The sequence below is a fragment of the Stenotrophomonas rhizophila genome (assembly GCF_003651185.1).
GTDB lineage: Bacteria > Pseudomonadota > Gammaproteobacteria > Xanthomonadales > Xanthomonadaceae > Stenotrophomonas > Stenotrophomonas maltophilia_Z.
The window spans coordinates 366924-387785 of sequence record NZ_RCDC01000007.1 but is presented as its reverse complement, the minus strand read 5'-3'; the positions used below and the strand labels follow the sequence as shown (position 1 = coordinate 387785).

The following is a 20862-nucleotide window of genomic DNA, read 5'->3' as shown; positions in this document are numbered from 1 at the left end:
TGGCCGTTGGCCACGTACCAATCCAGGATGCGGCCCACGAACGGCGAGATCAGGAACGCCCCGGCCTCGCTGCAGGCCAGCGCCTGGGTCGGATTGAAGATCAGCGTCAGGTTGCAGTCGATCCCTTCGGCCTGCAGCTGGCGCGCCGCTTCCACGCCTTCCCAGGTTGCCGCGATCTTGATCAGCACCTTGCTGCGCGGCACGCCGGCCGCTTCGTACATGGCGATGAACTGGCGCGCCTTGGCCACCGTGGCCGCGGTGTCATGTGCCTGGTCGGCATCGACCTCGGTCGAGACCCGGCCCGGCACCAGCGTGCTGAGCAGGGTGCCCACGCCCACGGTCAGCCGATCGGCCACCGCGTGCACGATGGTCTCGCGTTCGCCCGCCTGCCCGCGGCCCCAGGCCAGCGCGTTCTCGATCAGATCGGCGTATACCGGCAGGTCCAGCGCTTTCTTCACCAGGGTGGGGTTGGTCGTGCAGTCGACCGGCTTCAAGCGCTTGATCGCCTCGTAGTCGCCGGTATCGGCAACCACCACGGACAGATCACGCAGCTGGGAGAGTCTGGACAGCGACGTCATGGCGGAGTCCTTGGCATCAATCATCAGAGCACGCGTCGAGCAGCGCGCTGACCGCTGCCGTGTCCTGGTCGAACACCGGCGCGGCGAACGGCTCCGGGCCGGGTGTGCGGCCGAATACGATCGGCCGGGTGATGCCGCGGTAGCTGCCCAGCAGCGGGTGCGGCAGCGACGTGATCATCTGCTCTGCCTGCACCTGTGGATGCTCGAACATGTCCTCGACCTGGCGTGCCGCTGCGCACGGCACTTCTTCGCCGAACAACGCTTCCCACGCCAGCGCGCTGCGCGTGGCCAGTGCGGCGTGCAACTGCGGCAGCAGCACCTCGGCCTGCGCGGCGCGCTTGCGCACGGTGTCGTACCGCGCGTCGGCCGCCAATTCTGGTCGCCCGATCCGCTCGCACAATGCCTGCCAGAAGCGCGGGGTATTGGCCGAGATGTACAGATATCCGTCCGCGGTGGGATGGATGCCGGTGACACCGCCCGAGCGCATATCGCGGCCCACCGCCGCCGGCTCGCCCTCGGCCCAGACCATCCGCGCCGACTGCATCGTCAGCGCACTGCGCAGCAGCGACACGCCCACGAACTGGCCCTCGCCGCTGCGTTCGCGCTCGTAAAGCGCCGATGACACACCGGCCGCCACCAGCGCGGCAGCGTAGTAATCGACCACCGAGCCGTACAGGATCTCCGGGGCGCCGCCCGTCTTGCCCTGCATCGTGCACATGCCGGTCATGGTCTGCAGCACCTGGTCGTACCCTGCCTTCTCCTTCAGCGGCCCCTGCTCGCCGTAGCCGGTGACCGAGCAATACACCAGGCGCGGGTTGAGCTTGTGCAGACTCTCGAAATCGATGCCCAGGCGTACCGGCACGCTCGGCCGGAAGTTGTGCACCAGCACGTCCGCCTCGCGCACCAGGCGCATCAGCACCGCACGCTGGTCAGGCTGCTTCAGGTCCAGCACCACGCCGCGCTTGGAGCGGTTCACACCGAGGAATGCGCGGCTCTCGGCCTCCAGCGTGGAGGGATAGCGCCGCAGGTTGTCGCCGACCGGCGGCTCCACCTTGATCACCTCCGCGCCCTGGTCGGCCAGCAGCGTGCAGCCGTAGGGACCGGCGATGTACGCGCTCAGGTCCAGCACACGAATGCCGCTCAACGGTCCGGTGGCACCTTCTCGCTGGGCGATGGCGAATGGAGAACTGGGGTTGCTTCCGGTCATGGTCAATACACTCGATACCTTGAGGGAAGTTTCCTCCTGGCCAACGGGAAGAAACAGATCGTGTGGGTATGTTCTGGGTGGACAAAAAGCACGCTGCGGCGTCGGCGGCACCACCGCCGCCGAACCCCGCCGAGACGTCAGCCCGAAGGCGCCAGCGACAGCCAGCTCAACCGCCAGCTGCCGTGATCGCGCCCACCACACCGGTAGTAGGGTTCGAACGTCAGCGGGCCGCGGCACTCCAACTGCACGGTGATCGGCGCGCCCTCGCCCGTGTCGTCGCCCACCTGCAGCCACTGCGAGGGTGGCCGGTCCGGCAAGCGCACCGTCTCATCGGTTTTGTACCCGTCGATCAGGCCGGTGGCATACACCAGCGGGCCGTAGCTCAGCCCCACGTACTCCCAGCGCAGGACCTCCTGCGCGACCGGCGAGCCATCCGGCGCGCGCGATTCCTGCACGTTGATGTTGGCCGCCCGGTGCAGGCGTGGCTGCATCGGCAGCTGCACGCAGAGCGTGTCGCCGGACTGCCAGGTGCGCTGCACGTGCACGAACCCATCCGCGCCCGCCTCGGCCGCCTCGGGCTGTCCGTTGACCTCGATCCGTGCACCTGTCGCCCAGCCCGGCAGCCGCACGCCGATGCTGAACTCGGCGACGCACTCGGGCAGCACGGTGATCGTCACCGTACCCTCGAAGGGGAATCGGGTCGCCTGCAGCAGGGTGACCGCACCGGCCTGCGCGTGCAGCAGCGTGGCCTCGCCCGGCCCGTACAGATTGACCCGCAGCCCACCATCGGCTGCGATGCCATAGGCCACCTGTGGCAGTTCTTCCACGGCCATCGCGCCGCTGGATTTGCAGCAGCGCCAGTACGTGGTGTGCACGCGCCGGCCGTTGGGATAGGTGTAGTAGCACCAGTCCTCGCCATTGGCGGCCATCGCCGCCAGCAGGTCGTTGTAGGCGGTGCGCTCCAGTTCGTCGGCGTAGCGTGCGTGGCCGGTGATGGCCAGCAGCTCACGGTTGAGCTGCATCCACGCCAGTACCGAGCAGGTTTCCACGTAGGCCTGCGGGAAGAAGGTGCGCGGCGCGTTGAATACCTCGCGCGACCGGTGCGCTACCCCACCCCACGGCCCGCCGCCCAGCGTGAGGTGCTGCTCGCGGATGTTGTGCCAGAGCTGATCCAGCGCCCGGCGATGGTCGTCATGCCCGGTGGCCTTGTACAACTTGGCCAGCCCGACCAGGTTCCAGCTGAGCTGATAGGCCTTGCCGGTTGCGATGAAGGCCGCATCCTCACCGGCCAGCGCCTTGTCCAGCAGCGCCAGCCGCGGGTTGGCGTTGGCCTGTGCCAGGATGCGTTCGGCCAGCGCCAGGTAGCGCGGCTCGCCGGTGACCAGATAAAGATCCGCCGCTGGATCGAGCAGCACCGTGGCGGACATGCCGTGGTGGTTGCCCAGTGTGGTGATGTCGATTCCCGATTCCAGCGCCTGCCAACACAGATCGGCGATCCGGCACGCGGCCTGCAGATAGGCCGCATTGCCCAGCGCGCGCCACGTTTCCAGGAAGCCCAGGATCAGATAGCTGTGCGTCCAGATGTCCCAGGTGCGCAGCGCCGGCTCACCGTTCCAGCTCTCCGGCTTGGGCGGTTGCGGCACGGTGAAGCGGCGCTCGGGCGCATAGTTGCCAAGATACCCGTCATCGTCCTGCTGGCTGATCAACCAATCCGCAACGCGGCGCAACGCGGCCTCCAGCGGTGGTTGTCCGCCCTGGGCCACGGCGCGTGCCGTGGCCGACAGCCACTTGCCGGCGTGCTCGCCGTACCAGTCGCCCTCATGATTCTGGTGTTTGTGCGCTTGGCCGAAGATGCTGATCGGCGCACTGTGCTCATCAACGATGAACGTGCTCAGGCGCCCGTTGCGGTTCGCCGCCAGGGCGTCGCCCAGCAGACCCTGCAACGTGACCTGCTGTGGCGGGACCAACGTCATGCCGCGGGCGGCGGGATGCAGACGGTTCATGCCGCGTCCACCACGCAACGGAAGCCGACCGTGCCCGAGCGGTCCTTGGACGGCCCCATCAACAGGTACTTGCCGTGCTGGTCCAGGCGGTAGGCCTGCGGGAAGTACCAGTGCGAGGTCTGCGGCTGATAACTGCTGCCCCCCCGGAGTACCGCTGCGCGGGTGTGCGCATCGCTGAATTCATCGGTCCACTGCCACACATTGCCGACCATGTCCTCCACGCCGAACGGGCTGGCCCCCTGCGGATGCGCATCGACATCGGCCGGCGGCGTCAGCCGACGGCCGCGATTGACCCGCGGCACGCAGCTGGCATCCCACGCGTTGCCCCACGGGTACAGGCGCTCGTCGGTCCCCTGCGCGGCGTACTGCCATTCCCACGCATGCGGCAGCCGCTTGCCGGCCCACGCCGCATAGGCACGGGCGTCTTCGATCGAGACCCAGGTAACCGGCTTGTTGTCCCAGCCCGCACGCGGCGCGCCGTCCTTCCAGTCGGCCAGGAAATTGTGGTCATCGGCCGGCCGGTAGCCGCTGGCATCGAGGAAGCGCTTGAACGCGGCGTTGGTGACCGGGTGGCGATCGATGTGGAACGCAGGCAGCGCCATGCGCCGGCGATGGTGGCGGCGCGCGCAGTCTTCCCACGGGTACTGCACATCCAGGCCGGCCCAGGTGAAGCCTTCGATCTCGATACCGCCCACTTGGAACAGGAACTCGCCGGCGGGGATCGTGACCATCCCACTCGGCGCCTCGGCCTGGGGGGGCGTGCTGGCGATCGCCAGCAGCGCCTGCGGAGCGGCCTTCCACGCGGCGGAGTAGCTGTTGAGGGGCTGCTGCGCGCGCTCGGCGGTCGCCGCCAGGAAATCGTCCAGACCCTCGACCGCGGTACATGCAGCCACACTCAGGATCGCACCGAAGCCGCGCGCTTCCATCGGCAGCGCGATGTACGCCGCGCCGTCGATGACCCGCGGCGTCAACGCGCGGCCATGCCACGCATCGTAGTAACGCGTGCCTTGTGCATGCGCCAGCGCGATCTGCTCGCCGTCCACGGCGTACTCGTTGCGGTTGATCAACGTGTGCAGCGCTATCCCCTCGCCCGGGAACCGGCTGGCGAAGATGCCGCCCTGCAGGCAGACCTGGTACGGCTCCCAGTCCATCGAGACCACCAGCTGCGGGAACTGCCGGTACAGCGTGGCGATCCGGCGCAGCGCTTCACCATCGCGCGGGGTGAACTGGTTCCAGACGCCCCAGATGTTCTCCCAGGCGTTGTAGCCGATGCCGTTGAAGAAGCAGTACTGCAGGTCGTGATTACGGTTGCGACCCCAGCGGTTCTCGTAGTTGACCATATGGCGGGGCTCCAGCCACTTCCACTTGGAGACGGGCGGCACCGGGCCATCGGGCGCCTTCTTGCCCCAGCTCTGCACGTTCCAGATCAACTGCTCTTCGGAACTGATGGTGGATTCTGGCTGCACCACCACTGGATTGCCGCGTGCATCGCAGGCATCGAAGAACGCCCGCGGCACACCGTTGAAGGTATCGCCGTTGATGCCATCGGCACCGACCGCCTTGACGATCTCGGCCAGCCCATCCCAGTGCGTCACGCCCGGGTCGCGGGTGCCGTGGTCCCACGGCTTGGCCGGCAGGAACACTTTGACGCCGCGCTTCTGGAAGGCCTGCACCGCTGTCTTCAATCCCGCCAGGCCGCCGGGCATGTCATGCGCCAGATCGAACTGGTTGCGGTCATCGATGCCGATGTTGGGGTAGATGTACCAGATCAGCACCGAATCCAGCCCGCCGAACCGTGCGGTCAGATCGTCCAGATACCGATCGACGGTGTACTGCCCGGTGGCCGCATCGAAGAAGTAGCGGTCCTCGACCATCATCTGCGCATGCACGAAGTTGCGCTGCGCCCACTGCAGCTCCGGACGACGATAGTTCACATCGGTGTAGCCGATCCGGACCAGGTGCTCGCGGCGCCAGTCCTTGAGTTCTTCCAGCCAATCGCCCGCGCTGGCATTGGCATCGATCATCCAGCTGCCGATATCGGCGAAGGGCCACGCCGGCGCCTTGCCGGGCGTCGGCAGGTAACGCCCGGTGGTCACGTGCGAGAACTTGTACTCGGTGCGGATCGCCTCACGCCCGTAGTCGGCTGCATCGGTGTCGTAGTCGGGGCTCTGATACGGCGTGGTCATGGGCAAGGCATCCAGCAGGAAACGGAAAGGAGGTACATCAGCGCGCGTACCCGGCCACCAGCGCGGCATGGGCGGCGACATCGGGAACGCGCGTGGGATCGGCCAGCAGCGCCTGCACCTCGGCGCGGGTGGGAATGCTCGCCTGTGCGCCCAGCCGGGTGCAGGTCAGCGCGGAGGCTGCGGTGGCGGCCAGCAACGCCTCGGCCATCGGTTGATGGTCCGCCAGCGCAGCGATCAGGGCGCCACAGAAGGTATCGCCGGCCGCGGTGGTGTCCAAGGGGTCGATACGGAAGCCCGGCTGCAGCAGCACCTCCCCGTTCACCCGGGCCAGGCAGCCACGCGCACCCAGGGTCACGATCACACAGGGCACCGGCACGCGTGCCAGCCCGGTGGCCAGGTCCGGGGGATGACCGGCCACCACCTCGAGTTCCCCTTCGTTGACGATCAGCACGTCCAGCAGGGCGAGCAACGCGTCGGGCAGCACCTGCGCCGGCGCGGCGTTGAGCGCGACCTTGAGCCCTGCCGCGCGGGCGCGGCGGGCATAGGCAGTGATGGTGGGCAACGGGGTCTCGAGCTGCAGCAAGAGCCAGCCGACCCCGTCCAGCGCAGGCAGGTGTTCCTCGCGCAGGCCCAGGTTGGCGCCGGGTGCAACGGTAATCGCGTTCTCGGCGTTGTCGGCCAGGCAGATGAAGGCGGTGCCCGTAGGCAGCGCAGGATCGCGCACGGTCGACAGGGCCACGCCGGCATCGCGCAGGGACGCCTCGATCGGTGCGGCGAAATCATCCTCGCCCACGGCCAGCAGCATCCGTGTCGGCGCCCCCCCGGCCCGCGCGCAGGCCACGGCCTGGTTGGCGCCTTTGCCACCGGGGAACGTGCTGAAGCCACGGCCCAGCACCGTCTCACCGGGCGCCGGCACATGCGTGGCGCGCACCACGAAATCGAGATTGGCCGAGCCGGCGACAAGGACGGTGGAACGTGCCGCACTACTCATGGGTCTATCGCCTCATCAACGCGGTTGTAGAACGTCGTACTGATGCGCGGCAGATCGTCATTGCCGCCGGGCAGATGCTGCAGCATCAGGATCGCGACCAGGCGGCGTGCCGGGTCGATCGTGTAATAGGTCGAGGCCGCGCCCGACCAGCCGAACGCACCCACCGAAGCGGTGCGTCCTTTCAGGGCCGGATCCAGCAACACCGAACCGCCCAGGCCGAAGCCCTCGGCATCGCTGAACTCGGTCACTGGGCGGGGCAAGGCGGTGTGCACCAGCTGGTTCTGCATCATCAGGGCCACGGTGGACGGTCGAAGCAACTGCACCTCGCCGCAGCGGCCGCCGTCCAGCAGCATCTGCGCGAACCGGCCATAGTCGCCGGCCGTGGAATACAGACCACCGGCACCGCTTGGATACGGCCGGAGCGCACTGCCGGGCATCCGTGCATGTACCTCATCGGCCAGCACCAGATCACCGTGCCCGCCCATGGTGGTCAACGCCACCACGCGTGGGCGATCGCGCACCGGCACCACGAACCCGGTGTCACGCATGTCCAGCGGGCGGAAGATGCGCTGTTGCAGAAACTGCTCGAATGGCAGCCCCCCCACCACTTCCACCACGCGCGACAGAACCTCTATCGACGTGCTGTCGTAACGGAAGCGCGTGCCCGGCTCGGTCGCCAGTGGCACGCGGGCCAGGCGCGTGGTGTAGGCGGCCAGGCTGTCCGCAGCCTGCACGTGCTGCTGTTCCAGCAGCTCGGTGACGGCCTCGAATCCCTCCCCACCCGCTGCGAAACCGGCGGTATGGGTGAGCAGGTGCCGCACGGTCAGCGTCTGCCTCGCCGGCCGCAGCTGTGGCGCCGCGGCGGTGCCCCCGGTGAAGACCTGCAGGCCTGAGAACTCAGGGAGATGGCGCGCCACCGGATCATCCAGATCCAGCCGACCCTCTTCCACCAGCATCAAGGCGGCCACCGAGGCCACCGTTTTGGTCATCGAGTAGATGCGGAAAATGCTGTCACGCTGCATGGGCGTGGCATGCGCCAGATCCTGCCAACCGTAGCCGGCGTCATGCACGATGCGGCCGTCGTGAATCACCAGCGCGACCGCGCCGGTGTAGCCCTGGCGGCCGGTCGATTCGCGGAGGAGAGCATCGACCGCCGGCAGCCGTGGCGGTGAGGCGGGACGTTCCGGCGACGACGCCGTGGCCTGTCCCACGGCCAGCATCAGCCACGCGAGCACGGCCAGGCGTGCCCGGGGGCGGCAATGACGGGCGTGGGCCGGTCCGTGCGATGGCCAGTACATCCGCTCTCCTGCTGTCAGTGGCGGTAACGTCGTGACAGGGTAAGGCAATAAAAACGGACCGGCGCTGCAGTGGTTCGCAGCACCGGTCCGCAGTGACGGTCAGAACGTGAAGGTATGGGTCAGCGACACCATGCGGCCACGGCCGGAGAAGAAGTTCTGCCAACCCGGCAACTGCGACCAGGTCAGCACGTACTGCTTGTCCAGCAGGTTCTCGATGCCCAGCGACAGCTTGCCGTAGGTGCCGATGTCGTAGTTCATGCTGAGATCCCACAACGCGTAGCCGTAGGTATCCTCGTCATTGCGGTACACCGCGCCGTTGGACGGATTGACGAAGGTTTCGCGCAGGTCGCGGCTGAAGGTACGGCTCACGCCCAGCGTCGCATCGAAACGATCATTCGGTGTCCAGGTCAGCGAGGCATTGACCTTGTCCGGCGAGATATCGAGGATGCCCATCTCCTTGTTCAGGCCCGAGCCGTCGTAGTACTGGGTCTGGCCGCGGATCCGCGAGTACAGCAGCGTCGCCTTCCACTGGTCGTTGAAGGTCCAGGCGCTGTTCAGTTCAACGCCTTCGATCCGGGTCGGCGCGCGGGTGAGGATGAAGTCCTCGGTCACCTTGTCCACGGTCAGCGATGAGCCGAACTCGGAGGTCGAGCGGTAGCCTGAGATGCCGACCTGTGCCTGCTCGCCGCGCCAGTTGAAGCCCACTTCCTTGTTCTTGGTGATCAGCGGCTGCAGATCGGCGATGCATGCCACTGCCTTGCACGGGCTGTTGGCCTGGATATTGCGCAGCGGGATACCCACGTTGGCGATACCGAAGCCTTCCGAGTACGAGGCGAACACCGACCACGCATCGGTGATGCGCCAGATCGCACCGAAGTTGGGCAGGTTGGCCTTGTAGTCGAGCTTGCCGCCCTGCACCGGGGTGAAGTCGCGGTAGGCGGTGGTGGTGTAACCGTCGATTTCCAGCTCACCGTCTTCGCGGCGGATGCCGGCATCCAGCGTCACCGGGCCGATGTCCCAGCTCAGCTGCGCGTACGGCGCCAGGCTGGTGTATTTCATCGGCGGCACCCAGACCCGGTCGGTCAACGCCAGGCGCTGTTCAGCCGTGTCTTCCACAAGGTCCAGGCCGGTACGCAGGCGCAGGCCCTCCACCGCGAACAGGCCGCTGTAGGCGTAAGCCACACGCAGCCCCTTCTTCTCGGAGTTGATCTCCGACTGGTCCCAGATGCGGTCGGCTTCCGGCGGGGCCGGCTTGACCAGCTGGCGGTCGGCGCCGTTCTCCGGCACATAGCGCATCGCCTGCTTGGCCCAGTACAGATCCACGCTCAGGTCACCGCCGAAGAAGTCGGCATGGGTGTACTTGGCAGCGAACTGTTCGAAATCGTTGAACTCGGCCAGCGAATCCTTGATCGAGCCCTTCTCGGCGGTATTGGTGCTCGGAATCGGGCACTCCACGGCGTCGTAGCGGCAGCCTTCGACCGGAATGTAGTTGTGCTTCCCACCGATATGGAAGTTGCTGTAGCTGGCCTGGATGCGCTGCATCTGGCCCTCGCCAAAGTTGTAGCCGCCCTTCAGAAAGAGGTTCTTGCTGTAGGAGTCGGACAGCGAGCCGGAGGTGTTCAACCCCACCCGGCGACCGTCGCCGTCGTAGGCGATGCCGCGGTCGATGTAGGCGCCGCTGATCAGGAAGTCCGCCGCATCGCCCTTGAAGGTGTGGGTGATGCCGATCTTGGACTGCCCGCTGTCATCCTTGAACTGGGTGCCGTAGCGCGTGCTGACCGTTGTCTGGTGGCCCTCCACTTCAGGATTCTTGGAGAGATAGTTGATGACGCCACCGGCACCACCGATGCCCTCGGCGGCCGACGGGCCGTTGATCACTTCGATGCGGCCGATCACGCCCATGTCGGTGAACGTGCCGTTGCGGCTGCCTTCGCGCAGCGGGGAGCCCTGCGGCACACCGTCGAACAGGCGCAGCGCGACACGGCCGCGCAGGGTCTCGCCACTGTTGCTCATTGCCTGGGAGGATTCGGAGTAGCCCGGCACCATGCGTGCCAGCACGGCCGTGGCGTCTTCGGTCAGGTTGAGGGTGCGCTGCACCTGTTCCTGGTTCACGACGGTCACTGCACCGGGGACCTTCTCGATCGAGATCGGGGTCCGGCTGCCGGTCACGATCACCTGGTCCAGATCGGTGGGCGTCGTGCTCTGCGCCATGACAGGGCTGATGACACAGGCGAACAGTGCAGTGCTGATGGCCGCGGAAAGTGGCTTGATCATTCGTTTCTCCCCCCCAAAAAAGGAAATGCGGGACAGCCGGCCGGGGAGCCGTCGCCACCGATGACGCGCGTGGGCTTTCGCCCTTCCGCCGGTCGATGCGGTTCCCTTGCGGGTCTCCACGTCCTGTCCGGCAACGAGGCGAGAGCCTAGGCGCGGCGTCATGGCGATAGAACTGTGCTCAGGTATGTTCAAAGCCTAGGATTTGTTTCGCTTCGCACGGCGCACCGCGCGAAAACCCGTGGTGTCAGCGTTGCGGCTCGGTCAATGCGACACGCGCTTCCTCCAGCAGCACGTTCACCAGGCGGATGCGCACCGACGAACGCGACCAGACCACGCCAATCCGGCGCGGTTCGCTGCACTGCGGCAAGGGAATGCGCACGACATTCAATCCTTCCGGCCATGGCTTGGCCCAATCCGGCACCAGTGACACGCCGAGCCCGCGGTCGACCATGACCGCGATGGCGTTGAGTGCATTGAGCTCGAACCGCTCGCGCGGCACGATCCCGGCCTGTCGCAGGTAGTCATCGGCGAGGCGACCGCCCCATTCGTGGCGGTCGTAGCGGATCAACGGCTGCTCGCGCAGCAGCTCGTGCGGGTCACGGCTGCCTAGATGGGCCGGCGCCAGCACCACCAGCGGCTCCTCGCGCAGCTGCTGCCACTTGCAGGTCTTGGGCAGCGCGAAGGGGGCCTGCAGCACCATCGCCGCATCCAGATCGCCAGCCTCCACCGCCCGGTACAGATCGGCCGAGTAGCCCGGCTTGATGAAGACGTTGATCTGCGGGAACGTCGCCACCATCCGCGACAGGATGTCCGGCAGCAGGCCGGCCAGTGCGGTCGGGCACGCGCCCAACCGCAACTCGCCGGCCAGGTCGTTTTCGTTGGCCACGCTGCGCAGGTCGGCCACCTGGCGCAGCAGGTCGCGCGCCCGCTGCAGGATGCGCGCGCCGTCCTCGGTGACGCTGACGGTGCGCCCGGCGCGGGCGATCAGCGGCGCGCCGAGTTCACGTTCCAGCGTGCGGATCTGCTGGGCGACCGCGGCCGGGGTGATATGCAGCGAGCGGGCCGCGGCAGCCATCGAGCCGCGGTCCACCACCGTTACGAACGTACTCAGGAACTGGGTTTCCACGGATTACCTCTCAGCGCGTGAGCAACCTACACGAGCCACTGGCGCAATGCGATTGGACCAATGGCCCGTGCGCCGGCGCCTCAACGGTGCTGGTCATGGAGCTGCCGCTTCGGCCGGGGTATCGCGGTAGATGGTCAGCCCCTTCAGCGAGCGGGTGGGTGCCGGGAAGAACAGGCTGGCCACATAGCCAATCACGATGCACAGCAGGATCGAGATCGCCAGATAGAAGTACGGGTGCACCAGGTCCATGCTCCAGCAGACCAGCGTGATCAGGATCGAGCCGGCCACACCGATCGCCACGCCCGGCGCGTTGGCGCGGCGGGTGAACATCCCCAGCGTGTAGGCACCGGCAAAACCACCGCCGAGCAGGCCGGCCAGTTCGATGGAGACATCGAACAGCGAATGGATGTCATAGCGGCTCATCACCAGCGCGATGCCGATGCCGATCAGGCCCACGCCCACGCCGGACCATTCGGCCACGCGCACGGCGGTTTTCTCGTTCGGGTCCTTGACCAGTTTCTGGTAGAAATCCACCGAAACCAGGGTCGAGATCGAGTTGATGATGCTCGACAGGGTCGACATCGCCGCGGCGAAGATGCCGGCGATGATCAGCCCGGTGACACCGGCCGGCAGCTCGGCGGCGATGAACAGCGGGAAGGTCGCATCGATCGGCAGCAGGGGATTCAGGCGTTCGGGGTTGTTGCGGTAGTACATCCACAGGGCCGTACCGATGCCGTAGAACACGAAGCCGCCGGGAATCATGATGGCGGCAAATGCCCAGATCGATCGCCCGGCTTCCTTGTCCGAGCGCGTGGACAAGGTGCGCTGCATCAGCACCTGGTCCTTCGGGAAGGTCAGCACCACATCGAACACCACCAGGAAGATGAAGCCCCACACCGTGGCCTTGGTGAGGTCGAAGCTGAAATCGAACAGCTTGGTCTTGTCCTCCGCCGCGGCCGCACTCAGCAGCTGCGGCATGTCGCCGCCGGTCTGCAGGAAGATGAAGCCGATCGCGAACAGCGCGCCGCCGAACATCACGATCACCTGCACCACGTCGGTCCAGATCACCGCCTTGGAGCCGCCCACAGTGGAGTAGATGATCGTGAACACGCCCATCAGCATGATCGACCAGACCACGTCCACGCCGGTGATGGTGGAGATCGCCAGCGCCGGCAGGAACAGGATCACGCTCATGCGGCTGCCGATCTGCATCACGATGCACAGTGCGCTGGACAGCATGCGGATCGCCGGATGGAAGCGCGTTTCGAGGTAGGAGAACACGCTCATCAGGTCCAGCCGGCGCAGCAGCGGCACGATCCAGACCGCCACGAACATCAGGCCGACGACCGCGATCAGGTTGTTGGTCAGGTACTGCCAGTTGGTATCGAAGGCTTTGGCCGGGATGGCGATGAAGCTGATCGAACTGGTGTTGGTGGCATACAGGCTGATGCCGGCCGCCCAGAACGGAATCGAGCGCCCACCGACGAAGAAGTCCGCCGTGGAGGCGTTCTGGTCCTTGAGATAGAAGTAGAAGCCCATCCCAAGCATGGCCAGCAGATAGACGCCGATCACCGTCCAGTCCAGCCAGCGCAGCAGGTGCTTGCCGCCCTGCAGTTCGGCGTACTGGAGCTGGCTGCCGGTGGCGCCCGCGGTGGCCCAGGCCAGTCCGTTGCCCCACGCCGTGACGGCCTGCGGTGCTGCGGCAATCGGCGTGTCCAGTGTCGTCCATGCGTCGGTGATGGTGTGGAACGTACGCGCCTGGGTCACGCCGCTGCCGTCCTTCACCAGCATCAGCAGATGCGCCTGGCCCAGCGCGCGCATCGAGCCGGCCACGATCGTGCCGTCCGGCGACGCGACCTGCTGCCAGCTGGCGTCCGCATTGCGGCGCCACAGCTGGTCGCTGCCCGTGCCGGTGCCCAGGCCCAGGTACAGCGCGCCTTTCTGCGCCTGCAATGCGCTGGCAACCCCCTGCTGGGGCAGATCCTCCAGAGGCTGCCAGGCGGCGGTGCCTGCCGCCGCGGTGCGGCGGTAGAGCTGGGCGCTGCCAGCCGCATCGTTGCCCACCAGATACAGCGCGTCACCGAAGGTGGCCGCCCGCGCGTTGCGCAGCGGCGCGGGCAGCGCAATGGCCGCGCCGAACACCAGCGCGCCGTTGTTCAGGACCACCGGCTGGAGGCGGTCGCCGAGCGCATCCCGGCCCTGCAACAGATAGGTGCGCCCGGCTGCGCTGACGCTGCCCTCAAGCCCGCCGAGCTGCCCTGCGGCCGGCGCCGCCAACGCCTCCCACGCCTTGTTGTCGGCGCGCAGCTCCCAGGCACCGTCACGGCTGAGTGCCACCAGGCGCCCGTCCACATGTACCAGCCCGCCCGGCGCAATCTGCGCCGGCAGTGCCGGCAGGTTGCCGGCCGCCACCGTGGTCAGGCTCTCGGCGGCCACGGCGCCACTGCCGGCAAGCAGGACAGCGGCGGCAACCAGCCGCACGCTGCGCGCGCAGCGCCGGAGCACAGTGGAGAGGAACGCGGACGGTGCAGGCTTGTGCATGAAATTACCCGGAAGAAGTGCGGCAACGCCGAAGCCGGCAAGAGCGCAGGTAGGAGACAGTGGTCGATGCATCCCGATACCGCAATCAGGCAAGCGGGGGAGAAGATGCGGCCAGCAGGGCTTGAGCACGGCGCAGGTACGGCAGGTCGATCATCCGGCCTTCAAACAGGAACGCGCCGTGTCCCTGCCCTTCGGCACCGGCGGCGGCGGCAACAATCCGCTGCGCCTCCGCGAGCATCGCCGGCGGCACGCTGAAGGTGGCGTTGGCCAGGGCAACCTGGCGCGGGTGGATGCAGCTTTTGCCGATGAAGCCCAACTGCCGGGCCATCTGCGCCTCGGCCAGGAAACCGTCGCTGTCGGCCACGTCCGGAAACGCACCGTCGCAGGCGAACACCTGGGCTTCGGCGGCCGCCAACCGCAGCGCGAACAGCGTGGCATGCACGTTGCTCGGCTCCCGGTCGATGCCATTGGGCGAAAACAGGTCACCCAGCCCCAACTGCACTCCGGCCACGCGCGGGTGCGCGCCGGCCAGTTCGGCGGCGATGCGCAGGGCCTTGGGGGTTTCGATGTTGATCAGCAGCCCGATCGGGCGCGTCACGCCGTTGCGCTGCTCAGCCCGTTCCAGCCGGGCGATGGCCGCCAGCAGCTGAGCCACCGATTCAATCTTGGGCAGGTTGAGCAAGTCCACACCGGGGAGCGCCACCGCATCCAGGTCCGCGCCGAAATGGGCGCTGTCCGTCCCGTTGCTGCGCACGATCAACTGCTTGTCACCGGCGCCGCCCTGAACGCGGCGCAGGAAGCCGGCGACCTGGTCGCGGGCCTGGGCCTTGCCGGCCTCGGGCACCGAATCTTCCAGGTCGAACGAGAGCGCATCGGCCTCGCCGGCCATGGCCTTGTCGAACAATTCCGGCCGGGCGCCGGGGACGAACAGCTTGCTACGCATGGTTTTCCCTCATCAACCCGCGCAGTCTGCAGAATTGGAAGCCCTTTAAAAGTGCGGTCCCGGACATTCATTGGATAGCATTTGTTTCGACCGCCGAATGCGCTGCAGTGCACCACGAGAAGAAAAGCGTCGGACATCACCGTGTTGCACGCACAATCGATTGCTGCAACCTGCCGGGGTGACCACCCACGTCGCGCCTCGGGCAGCCACCCAACCAACGCGTCACGAGGACTGTTGCCGATGCATGAACCCACTCTGCCGCCGACAACCACCGCCCGGTGCGCACCGCACCTGGACGCGCGGACCCGGGGATGACCGGTCCCACCCTGGTGCTGGACGGAAGCGCCATCCACGACATCGCCGGCTTCTACGCTGAAATCAACCGCGTGTTCATGACCAGCGAGGACTGGCAGCTGGCCCCAAGCCTGGATGCACTGGATGACCTGCTCTATGGCGGCTACGGCGCACCGGTGCACTGGACGCACATCGCACACAGCCGCGCCGCGCTCGGGGTGGCGGCCACCCGCGCCTGGCTGCAGGAAAAACAGGCGCGACCCGGCGTGTTCAATGCCGCGAGAATCGCCACCCAGCTGGATGCGCTGGAACGCGGCGCCGGCCAGACCTATTTCGACCTCATCATGGACGTGTTCGCGGCCCACCCTACCCTGCACCTGCGCACGGACTGACCGGCTGTGCATCGCGCACGCGCGCTCTCGCCGCGGCACGCCCGACGATCGTGCCGAGCCGCCGTCAGTCCTTGCGTTTGTCCGTCACGCTGGCCAGCACCACTGTCAGCAGCAGGGGCTGGCCATCCTCGGCCTCGTCACCGGCTTGCAGGCTGGCCTGTTCGAGCTCGCCTATCAGCGCGTTGATGCGCGCCAACTGGGCAGCGTCGGCACGGAACGACAGATGGCGCACGGCACAGTTGCGCTGGCTGCCGTCGAAGCGCGCCGCCGCCTGCGTGGCGGCGGCCGAGAACGCGCGCAAACTGGCACCCACCGCACTGCTGGCCACTTTGATCAGGTTCCTGCGCCCGCCCGGCGTGCGCAGTGCGGCGGCCGAGGACAGCTGCCGCGATACCACGGCATAGACCGCTTCGGGCCGGCGACCGGTGCTGCGCCGTTCCACCACCTGCACCAGGCCCGCCTCTTCCAGCCGCTCGAGGTGGTGGTAGAGCGCGGTAACCGGGCGCCCCAGACGCTCGCCCAGCTCGCGCACGGTGGCGTGGCCGTCGATATCCAGCCGCTGCAGGATCGCCAGCCGCGGTGAGGACGCCATGGCGCCCAGCTGGTCGGGGGTCAGTTCCAGGGCTCGCGGTGCATGAGGGCTTGCTAGGGGTTGGCTCATAATTCAAACTATAGATCAAAATTGAATAATTGGTGATTCGTACATGCGTACTCGATACCTGCGGATCGTTGCCGGCGGCCTGGTCGCTGCCATTGCCATCTGCGGCGGCGCGTCGGCCTCATCCACGCTGCCGGCCCTGCAGAGCGGCGGCGGTGGCGGCAATGCCGCCGACCTCGACCCCGCTGTGACGCGGCGCATCGATGCCGATGTGCAGCAGGTCATGCAACGCTTCCAGGTGCCCGGCGCAGCCATCGCGGTGATCGTTGATGGCAAGCCTCTCTATTCCCGTGCTTACGGCCTGCGAGACCGTGAGCGCGCGCTGCCGGTGCGCACCGATACGCCGTTCGAGATCGGTTCGATCACCAAGCAATTCACCGCCGCCGCCATCGTGCAGCTGCAGGAAGCGGGCAAGGTGCAACTGGACGACCCATTGGCGCGCTACCTGCCGCACGCGCCTCACGCCAGCGAGGTGACCCTGCGCCACCTGCTGACCCATACCAGCGGCCTGCACGAGTACTTCGATGGGCCCGAAGCGGAGGTCGATGACCTGGTGACACGCCCCATCGATTTCGATGACCTGATCGCGCGCATTGCCGGCCAGCCGCTGGATTTCCCGCCAGGCACGCGCTGGTCGTATTCCAACACCGGCTACGCGCTGCTCGGCAAGGTGATCGAAACCGTCTCCGGCGAGCACTACCGCGACTACCTGCAGCAGCACATGCTGGCGCCGCTGGGCATGACCCACACCTTTACCCTGGCTGATAGCGACCGCTTGGCCGGCATGGCCGTTGGTTACCGGCATGAGCAGGGCGCGTTGCAGCGCTCGCCGTACTTCCACCCCGACTGGAGCGGTGCGGCCGGTTTCCTGGTCAGCACACTAGATGATCTGGCTCGGTGGGACGCCGCTCTGAGCGGTGGCAAGGTGGTATCCGCAGCCGGCTATGCGCAGATGAAGACCTCCTTCGCTACGGCCGATGGCAAGCCCGTGGGCTACGGCCTCGGCCTGTTCGTGGATGCCGTGTACGGGCAGGCGCGCGTCGGTCACACCGGCGGCGCGCAGGGCTTCACCACCGCCGATGAGTACTACCCTGATCATGGCCTGCGCATCCTGGCCTTTACCAACCTGGGCGACAAGAAGCCCGAGGCCGGCGTCACCATGACCAATCTGGTGTTCGCCGCCCTGCACCCGGACATCGTCGCGGCGTGGGAACGTCCGGTTGCCGGCGAGGTTGCCGCCGTCCGCGACAGCGCAAAGGCATCGTTCCGCCAGTTGCAGAACGGCACCGACTACAGCGCCTTCAGCGACGACCTGCGTGGCAAGCTGGCCGCTGGCATCGGTGCCGGCCTGATGAGTTCCGTGGGGCCTTACGGCGAACCGACCGACATGGTGTTCAAGGGCACGAGCCAAGGCGAAAAGGGCACGCTTTACAGCTATGTGGCCGAGTTTGGTCCGGGTGCGTTCGTCGGCTACACGGTCCGGCTTGACGAGACAGGCCATGTTGCCGGGTTCGCGATTGAATGACGGGAGGCCTGTGCACGCCTCAGGCACCAGGCACGGCTGCGCGGCGCGCCCTTCGCCCTGCCCGCCCCCTCCCCTACAATGGCCGACCAGGCGGCCTTCCGGGCTGCCCCCGACTGTGATGGACCCCGCGTGACAGAGAAGCAGCCCGAACACACCCCGCTGATGAAGCAGTTCTTCGCCGCCAAGTCCGACTACCCGGACCTGCTGCTCTTCTTCCGGATGGGCGACTTCTACGAGCTGTTCTACGACGACGCCCGCAAGGCGGCGCGGCTGCTGGACATCACCCTGACCCAGCGCGGCAGCTCCGGCGGCGCGCCGATTCCGATGGCCGGTGTGCCGGTGCACGCCTACGAGGGCTACCTGGCGCGGCTGGTGGCGCTGGGCGAGTCGGTGGCGATCTGCGAGCAGATCGGCGACCCGGCGCTGGCCAAGGGCCTGGTGGAACGCAAGGTGGTGCGCATCGTCACCCCCGGCACCGTCACCGATGAGGCGCTGCTGGACGAGCGCCGCGACACGCTTCTGATGGCCCTCTCGCGGGGGAAGAACGGCTATGGCCTGGCGTGGGCCGATCTGGCCGGCGGCCGTTTCCTGGTCAACGAGGTCGATTCGGACGATGCGCTGGAAGCCGAGCTGGCCCGCCTGGAGCCGGCCGAATTGCTGGTGCCCGATGAAGAAAACTGGCCGGCCTTCCTGCAGTACCGCAATGGCATCCGCCGTCGCGCGCCCTGGCTGTTCGATGCCGACAGCGGCCGCCGCCAGCTGCTGAATTTCTTCAAGCTGCATGACCTGACCGGCTTCGGCATCGACGACAAGCCGCGCGCCACCGCGGCGGCCGGCGCCCTGCTCGGCTATGTCGAAGAAACCCAGAAGCAACGCCTGCCGCACCTCACCGCGATCGCCACCGAAACCGCGAGCGAGGCCATCGCCATGAACGCGGCCACGCGCCGCCATCTGGAGCTGGATACGCGCGTCGATGGCGATACCCGCAACACCCTGCTCGGCGTGCTCGATACCACGGTGACGCCGATGGGCGGTCGCCTGTTGCGGCGCTGGCTGCACCGCCCGCTGCGCCTGCGCGAGGTGCTGGTGCACCGCCACGATGCGGTCGCCACGCTGATCGATCGCGGCGCCGAGGGCGACGTACGCGATGCCTTCCGTGCACTGGGTGATCTGGAACGCATCCTCACCCGCGTGGCGCTGCGTTCGGCGCGCCCGCGCGATTTCTCCACGCTGCGCGATGGCCTGGGCCTGCTGCCCGAGGTGCGCGCGGTGCTCGCACCGCTGGATTCGCCACGGCTGATCGCGCTGCACGATGCACTGGGCTCGCATGACGAATGCGCGCATCTGCTGGCCAGCGCGATCGCCCCGACCCCGCCGCTGAAACTAAGCGATGGCGGTGTGATCGCCGAAGGCTACGACGCCGAGCTCGACGAGCTGCGTCGCCTCTCCACGCATGCGGACCAGTTCCTGATCGATCTGGAACAGCGCGAGCGCATCAGCAGCGGCATCGCCACGCTGAAGGTCGGTTACAACCGTGTGCACGGCTACTACATCGAGATCAGCAAGGGCCAGTCCGAGAAGGCGCCGGTGCATTACACGCGCCGCCAGACGCTGACCAATGCCGAGCGCTACATCACCGAAGAACTGAAGTCGTTCGAAGACAAGGTGCTGTCCGCGCGGGAACGCTCGCTGACCCGCGAGAAGTTCCTGTACGAACAACTGCTGGACATCCTCGCCAGCGGGCTGGAGCCGCTCAAGCAGTGCGCCGCCGCGCTGAGCGAACTGGACGTGCTGGCCGGTTTCGCCGAACGCGCGCAGGCGCTGGACTGGGCGCGCCCGGAACTGGAAACCGGGCCGTGCCTGAAGATCGAGCGCGGGCGTCATCCGGTGGTGGAAGCGGTACGCGAGCAGCCGTTCGAGCCGAACGATCTGGACCTGCATCCGGACCGCCGCATGCTGGTCATCACCGGCCCGAACATGGGCGGTAAATCCACCTACATGCGCCAGAACGCACTGATCGTGCTGCTGGCCCACATCGGCAGCTTCGTGCCCGCCACCCGCGCGGTGATCGGCCCGATCGACCGCATCCTGACCCGCATCGGCGCCGGCGACGATCTGGCCCGTGGGCAGTCGACCTTCATGGTTGAAATGGCCGAGACCAGCTACATCCTGCATCACGCCAGCGCACAGTCGCTGGTGCTGATGGACGAGATCGGCCGCGGTACGTCCACCTATGACGGCTTGGCACTTGCCGATGCGGTCGCACGGCATCTGGCCTACCAGAATCGCTGCTACACGCTGTTCGCCACGCATTACTTCGAACTGACCGCGCTGGCCGACGAACAGCACGAAGGCGGCGCCAGCGGCATCGCCAACGTGCACCTGGATGCGGTGGAACACGGCGACGCGCTGGTGTTCATGCACGCCGTGAAGGATGGCCCGGCCAACCGCAGCTTCGGCCTGCAGGTGGCCGCATTGGCCGGCCTGCCGAAGTCGACCGTCGCCCAGGCGCGGCGTCGCCTGGCCGAGCTGGAGCAGCGCAGCCACGAGACACAATCCGCCGTGGTGGCCGCGCAGGCGCTGGATGCACCGCAGCAGTTCGGCCTGTTCAACGCGCCCAATACCGCCGCGCAGGATGCGCTGGCCGCGATCGATCCGGACGAGCTCACCCCGAAGCAGGCACTGGAAGCGCTGTACCGGTTGAAGACGCTACTCTAACCATGCCGGTCGTGCCGGCCGCTGGCCGGCTCCCCACGGAGCCGGTAGCACCCGACCGTTGGTCGGGTGTCCGCGCGGGCCCGCGTGAATTCTTCGCATTCCCGTAGTGAACACGGCGCTATGCTCGG

General features: G+C 67.2%; 14 protein-coding genes. 3 read left to right on the top strand and 11 right to left on the bottom strand.

From position 1 onward, the window contains the following. From BCL79_RS17895 to BCL79_RS17850, 10 genes are all read right to left on the bottom strand, one after another. Window positions 1-578 (bottom strand): transaldolase family protein (locus tag BCL79_RS17895; protein WP_310793647.1); only part of this gene is annotated, 578 nt, incomplete at its 3' end. Between the two features lie 16 nt (window positions 579-594). Next, entirely contained in the window at window positions 595-1722 is a 1128-nt protein-coding gene (locus tag BCL79_RS17890; RefSeq protein ID WP_259462210.1) for a CaiB/BaiF CoA transferase family protein, read from the bottom strand. A 200-nt stretch (window positions 1723-1922) separates the two neighbouring features. After that, window positions 1923-3788 (bottom strand): glycoside hydrolase family 127 protein, encoded by a 1866-nt coding sequence (locus BCL79_RS17885; RefSeq protein ID WP_259462209.1) that lies wholly within the window; start codon window positions 3786-3788, stop codon window positions 1923-1925. Further along, the gene (locus BCL79_RS17880) at window positions 3785-5974 is read right to left on the bottom strand and encodes a formylglycine-generating enzyme family protein (protein ID WP_121043603.1); all 2190 of its coding nucleotides are present in this window, start codon (window positions 5972-5974) and stop codon (window positions 3785-3787) included. Before BCL79_RS17880 ends, BCL79_RS17885 begins: the two co-directional genes overlap by 4 nt. Window positions 5975-6011: 37 nt before the next feature. After that, on the bottom strand, window positions 6012-6965 hold the full coding sequence (locus BCL79_RS17875) for a ribokinase (protein ID WP_121043523.1): 954 nt from the start codon (window positions 6963-6965) through the stop codon (window positions 6012-6014). After that, window positions 6962-8263, bottom strand: coding sequence for a serine hydrolase domain-containing protein (locus BCL79_RS17870; RefSeq protein WP_121043520.1), 1302 nt, complete (start codon window positions 8261-8263; stop codon window positions 6962-6964). The genes BCL79_RS17875 and BCL79_RS17870 overlap by 4 nt, the downstream gene beginning before the upstream one ends. Before the next feature lie 99 nt (window positions 8264-8362). Continuing rightward, window positions 8363-10537, bottom strand: coding sequence for a TonB-dependent receptor (locus BCL79_RS17865; protein ID WP_121043517.1), 2175 nt, complete (start codon window positions 10535-10537; stop codon window positions 8363-8365). 244 nt (window positions 10538-10781) lie between these two features. Then, window positions 10782-11663 carry a LysR family transcriptional regulator gene (locus BCL79_RS17860; protein ID WP_102789143.1) on the bottom strand — a complete coding sequence of 294 codons (882 nt, stop codon included), beginning with the start codon at window positions 11661-11663 and terminating at the stop codon, window positions 10782-10784. 93 nt (window positions 11664-11756) lie between these two features. Then, the gene (locus BCL79_RS17855) at window positions 11757-14204 is read right to left on the bottom strand and encodes a sodium:solute symporter (RefSeq protein ID WP_121043514.1); all 2448 of its coding nucleotides are present in this window, start codon (window positions 14202-14204) and stop codon (window positions 11757-11759) included. Between the two features lie 85 nt (window positions 14205-14289). Then, on the bottom strand, window positions 14290-15147 hold the full coding sequence (locus BCL79_RS17850; RefSeq protein WP_121043511.1) for an HpcH/HpaI aldolase/citrate lyase family protein: 858 nt from the start codon (window positions 15145-15147) through the stop codon (window positions 14290-14292). Window positions 15148-15458: 311 nt separating this feature from the next. Between BCL79_RS17850 and BCL79_RS17845 the strand changes: the two genes are divergently transcribed. After that, complete coding sequence (locus BCL79_RS17845; RefSeq protein ID WP_121043508.1) at window positions 15459-15833, top strand: barstar family protein; 375 nt, start codon at window positions 15459-15461, stop codon at window positions 15831-15833. Window positions 15834-15897: 64 nt separating this feature from the next. On the opposite strand, the gene BCL79_RS17840 is transcribed toward BCL79_RS17845, so the two are convergent. Further along, window positions 15898-16425, bottom strand: coding sequence for an ArsR/SmtB family transcription factor (locus BCL79_RS17840; RefSeq protein WP_183073820.1), 528 nt, complete (start codon window positions 16423-16425; stop codon window positions 15898-15900). Between the two features lie 112 nt (window positions 16426-16537). On the opposite strand from BCL79_RS17840, the gene BCL79_RS17835 reads away from it, so the two are divergent. Continuing rightward, the gene (locus BCL79_RS17835; protein WP_121043502.1) at window positions 16538-18016 is read left to right on the top strand and encodes a serine hydrolase domain-containing protein; all 1479 of its coding nucleotides are present in this window, start codon (window positions 16538-16540) and stop codon (window positions 18014-18016) included. A gap of 162 nt (window positions 18017-18178) precedes the next feature. Next, window positions 18179-20734 carry a DNA mismatch repair protein MutS gene (gene mutS / locus BCL79_RS17830; RefSeq protein WP_121043600.1) on the top strand — a complete coding sequence of 852 codons (2556 nt, stop codon included), beginning with the start codon at window positions 18179-18181 and terminating at the stop codon, window positions 20732-20734. The last annotated feature ends 128 nt before the right edge of the window (window positions 20735-20862 follow it).

Coding starts and splice junctions, on each gene's coding strand:
- BCL79_RS17885 (WP_259462209.1), bottom strand. CDS start 3,788: ATGAACCGTCTGCATCCCGCCGCCCGCGGCATGACGTTGGTCCCGCCA.
- BCL79_RS17880 (WP_121043603.1), bottom strand. CDS start 5,974: ATGACCACGCCGTATCAGAGCCCCGACTACGACACCGATGCAGCCGAC.
- BCL79_RS17875 (WP_121043523.1), bottom strand. CDS start 6,965: ATGAGTAGTGCGGCACGTTCCACCGTCCTTGTCGCCGGCTCGGCCAAT.
- BCL79_RS17870 (WP_121043520.1), bottom strand. CDS start 8,263: ATGTACTGGCCATCGCACGGACCGGCCCACGCCCGTCATTGCCGCCCC.
- BCL79_RS17865 (WP_121043517.1), bottom strand. CDS start 10,537: ATGATCAAGCCACTTTCCGCGGCCATCAGCACTGCACTGTTCGCCTGT.
- BCL79_RS17855 (WP_121043514.1), bottom strand. CDS start 14,204: ATGCACAAGCCTGCACCGTCCGCGTTCCTCTCCACTGTGCTCCGGCGC.
- BCL79_RS17850 (WP_121043511.1), bottom strand. CDS start 15,147: ATGCGTAGCAAGCTGTTCGTCCCCGGCGCCCGGCCGGAATTGTTCGAC.
- BCL79_RS17845 (WP_121043508.1), top strand. CDS start 15,459: ATGACCGGTCCCACCCTGGTGCTGGACGGAAGCGCCATCCACGACATC.
- BCL79_RS17840 (WP_183073820.1), bottom strand. CDS start 16,425: ATGGCGTCCTCACCGCGGCTGGCGATCCTGCAGCGGCTGGATATCGAC.
- BCL79_RS17835 (WP_121043502.1), top strand. CDS start 16,538: ATGCGTACTCGATACCTGCGGATCGTTGCCGGCGGCCTGGTCGCTGCC.
- mutS (WP_121043600.1), top strand. CDS start 18,179: ATGAAGCAGTTCTTCGCCGCCAAGTCCGACTACCCGGACCTGCTGCTC.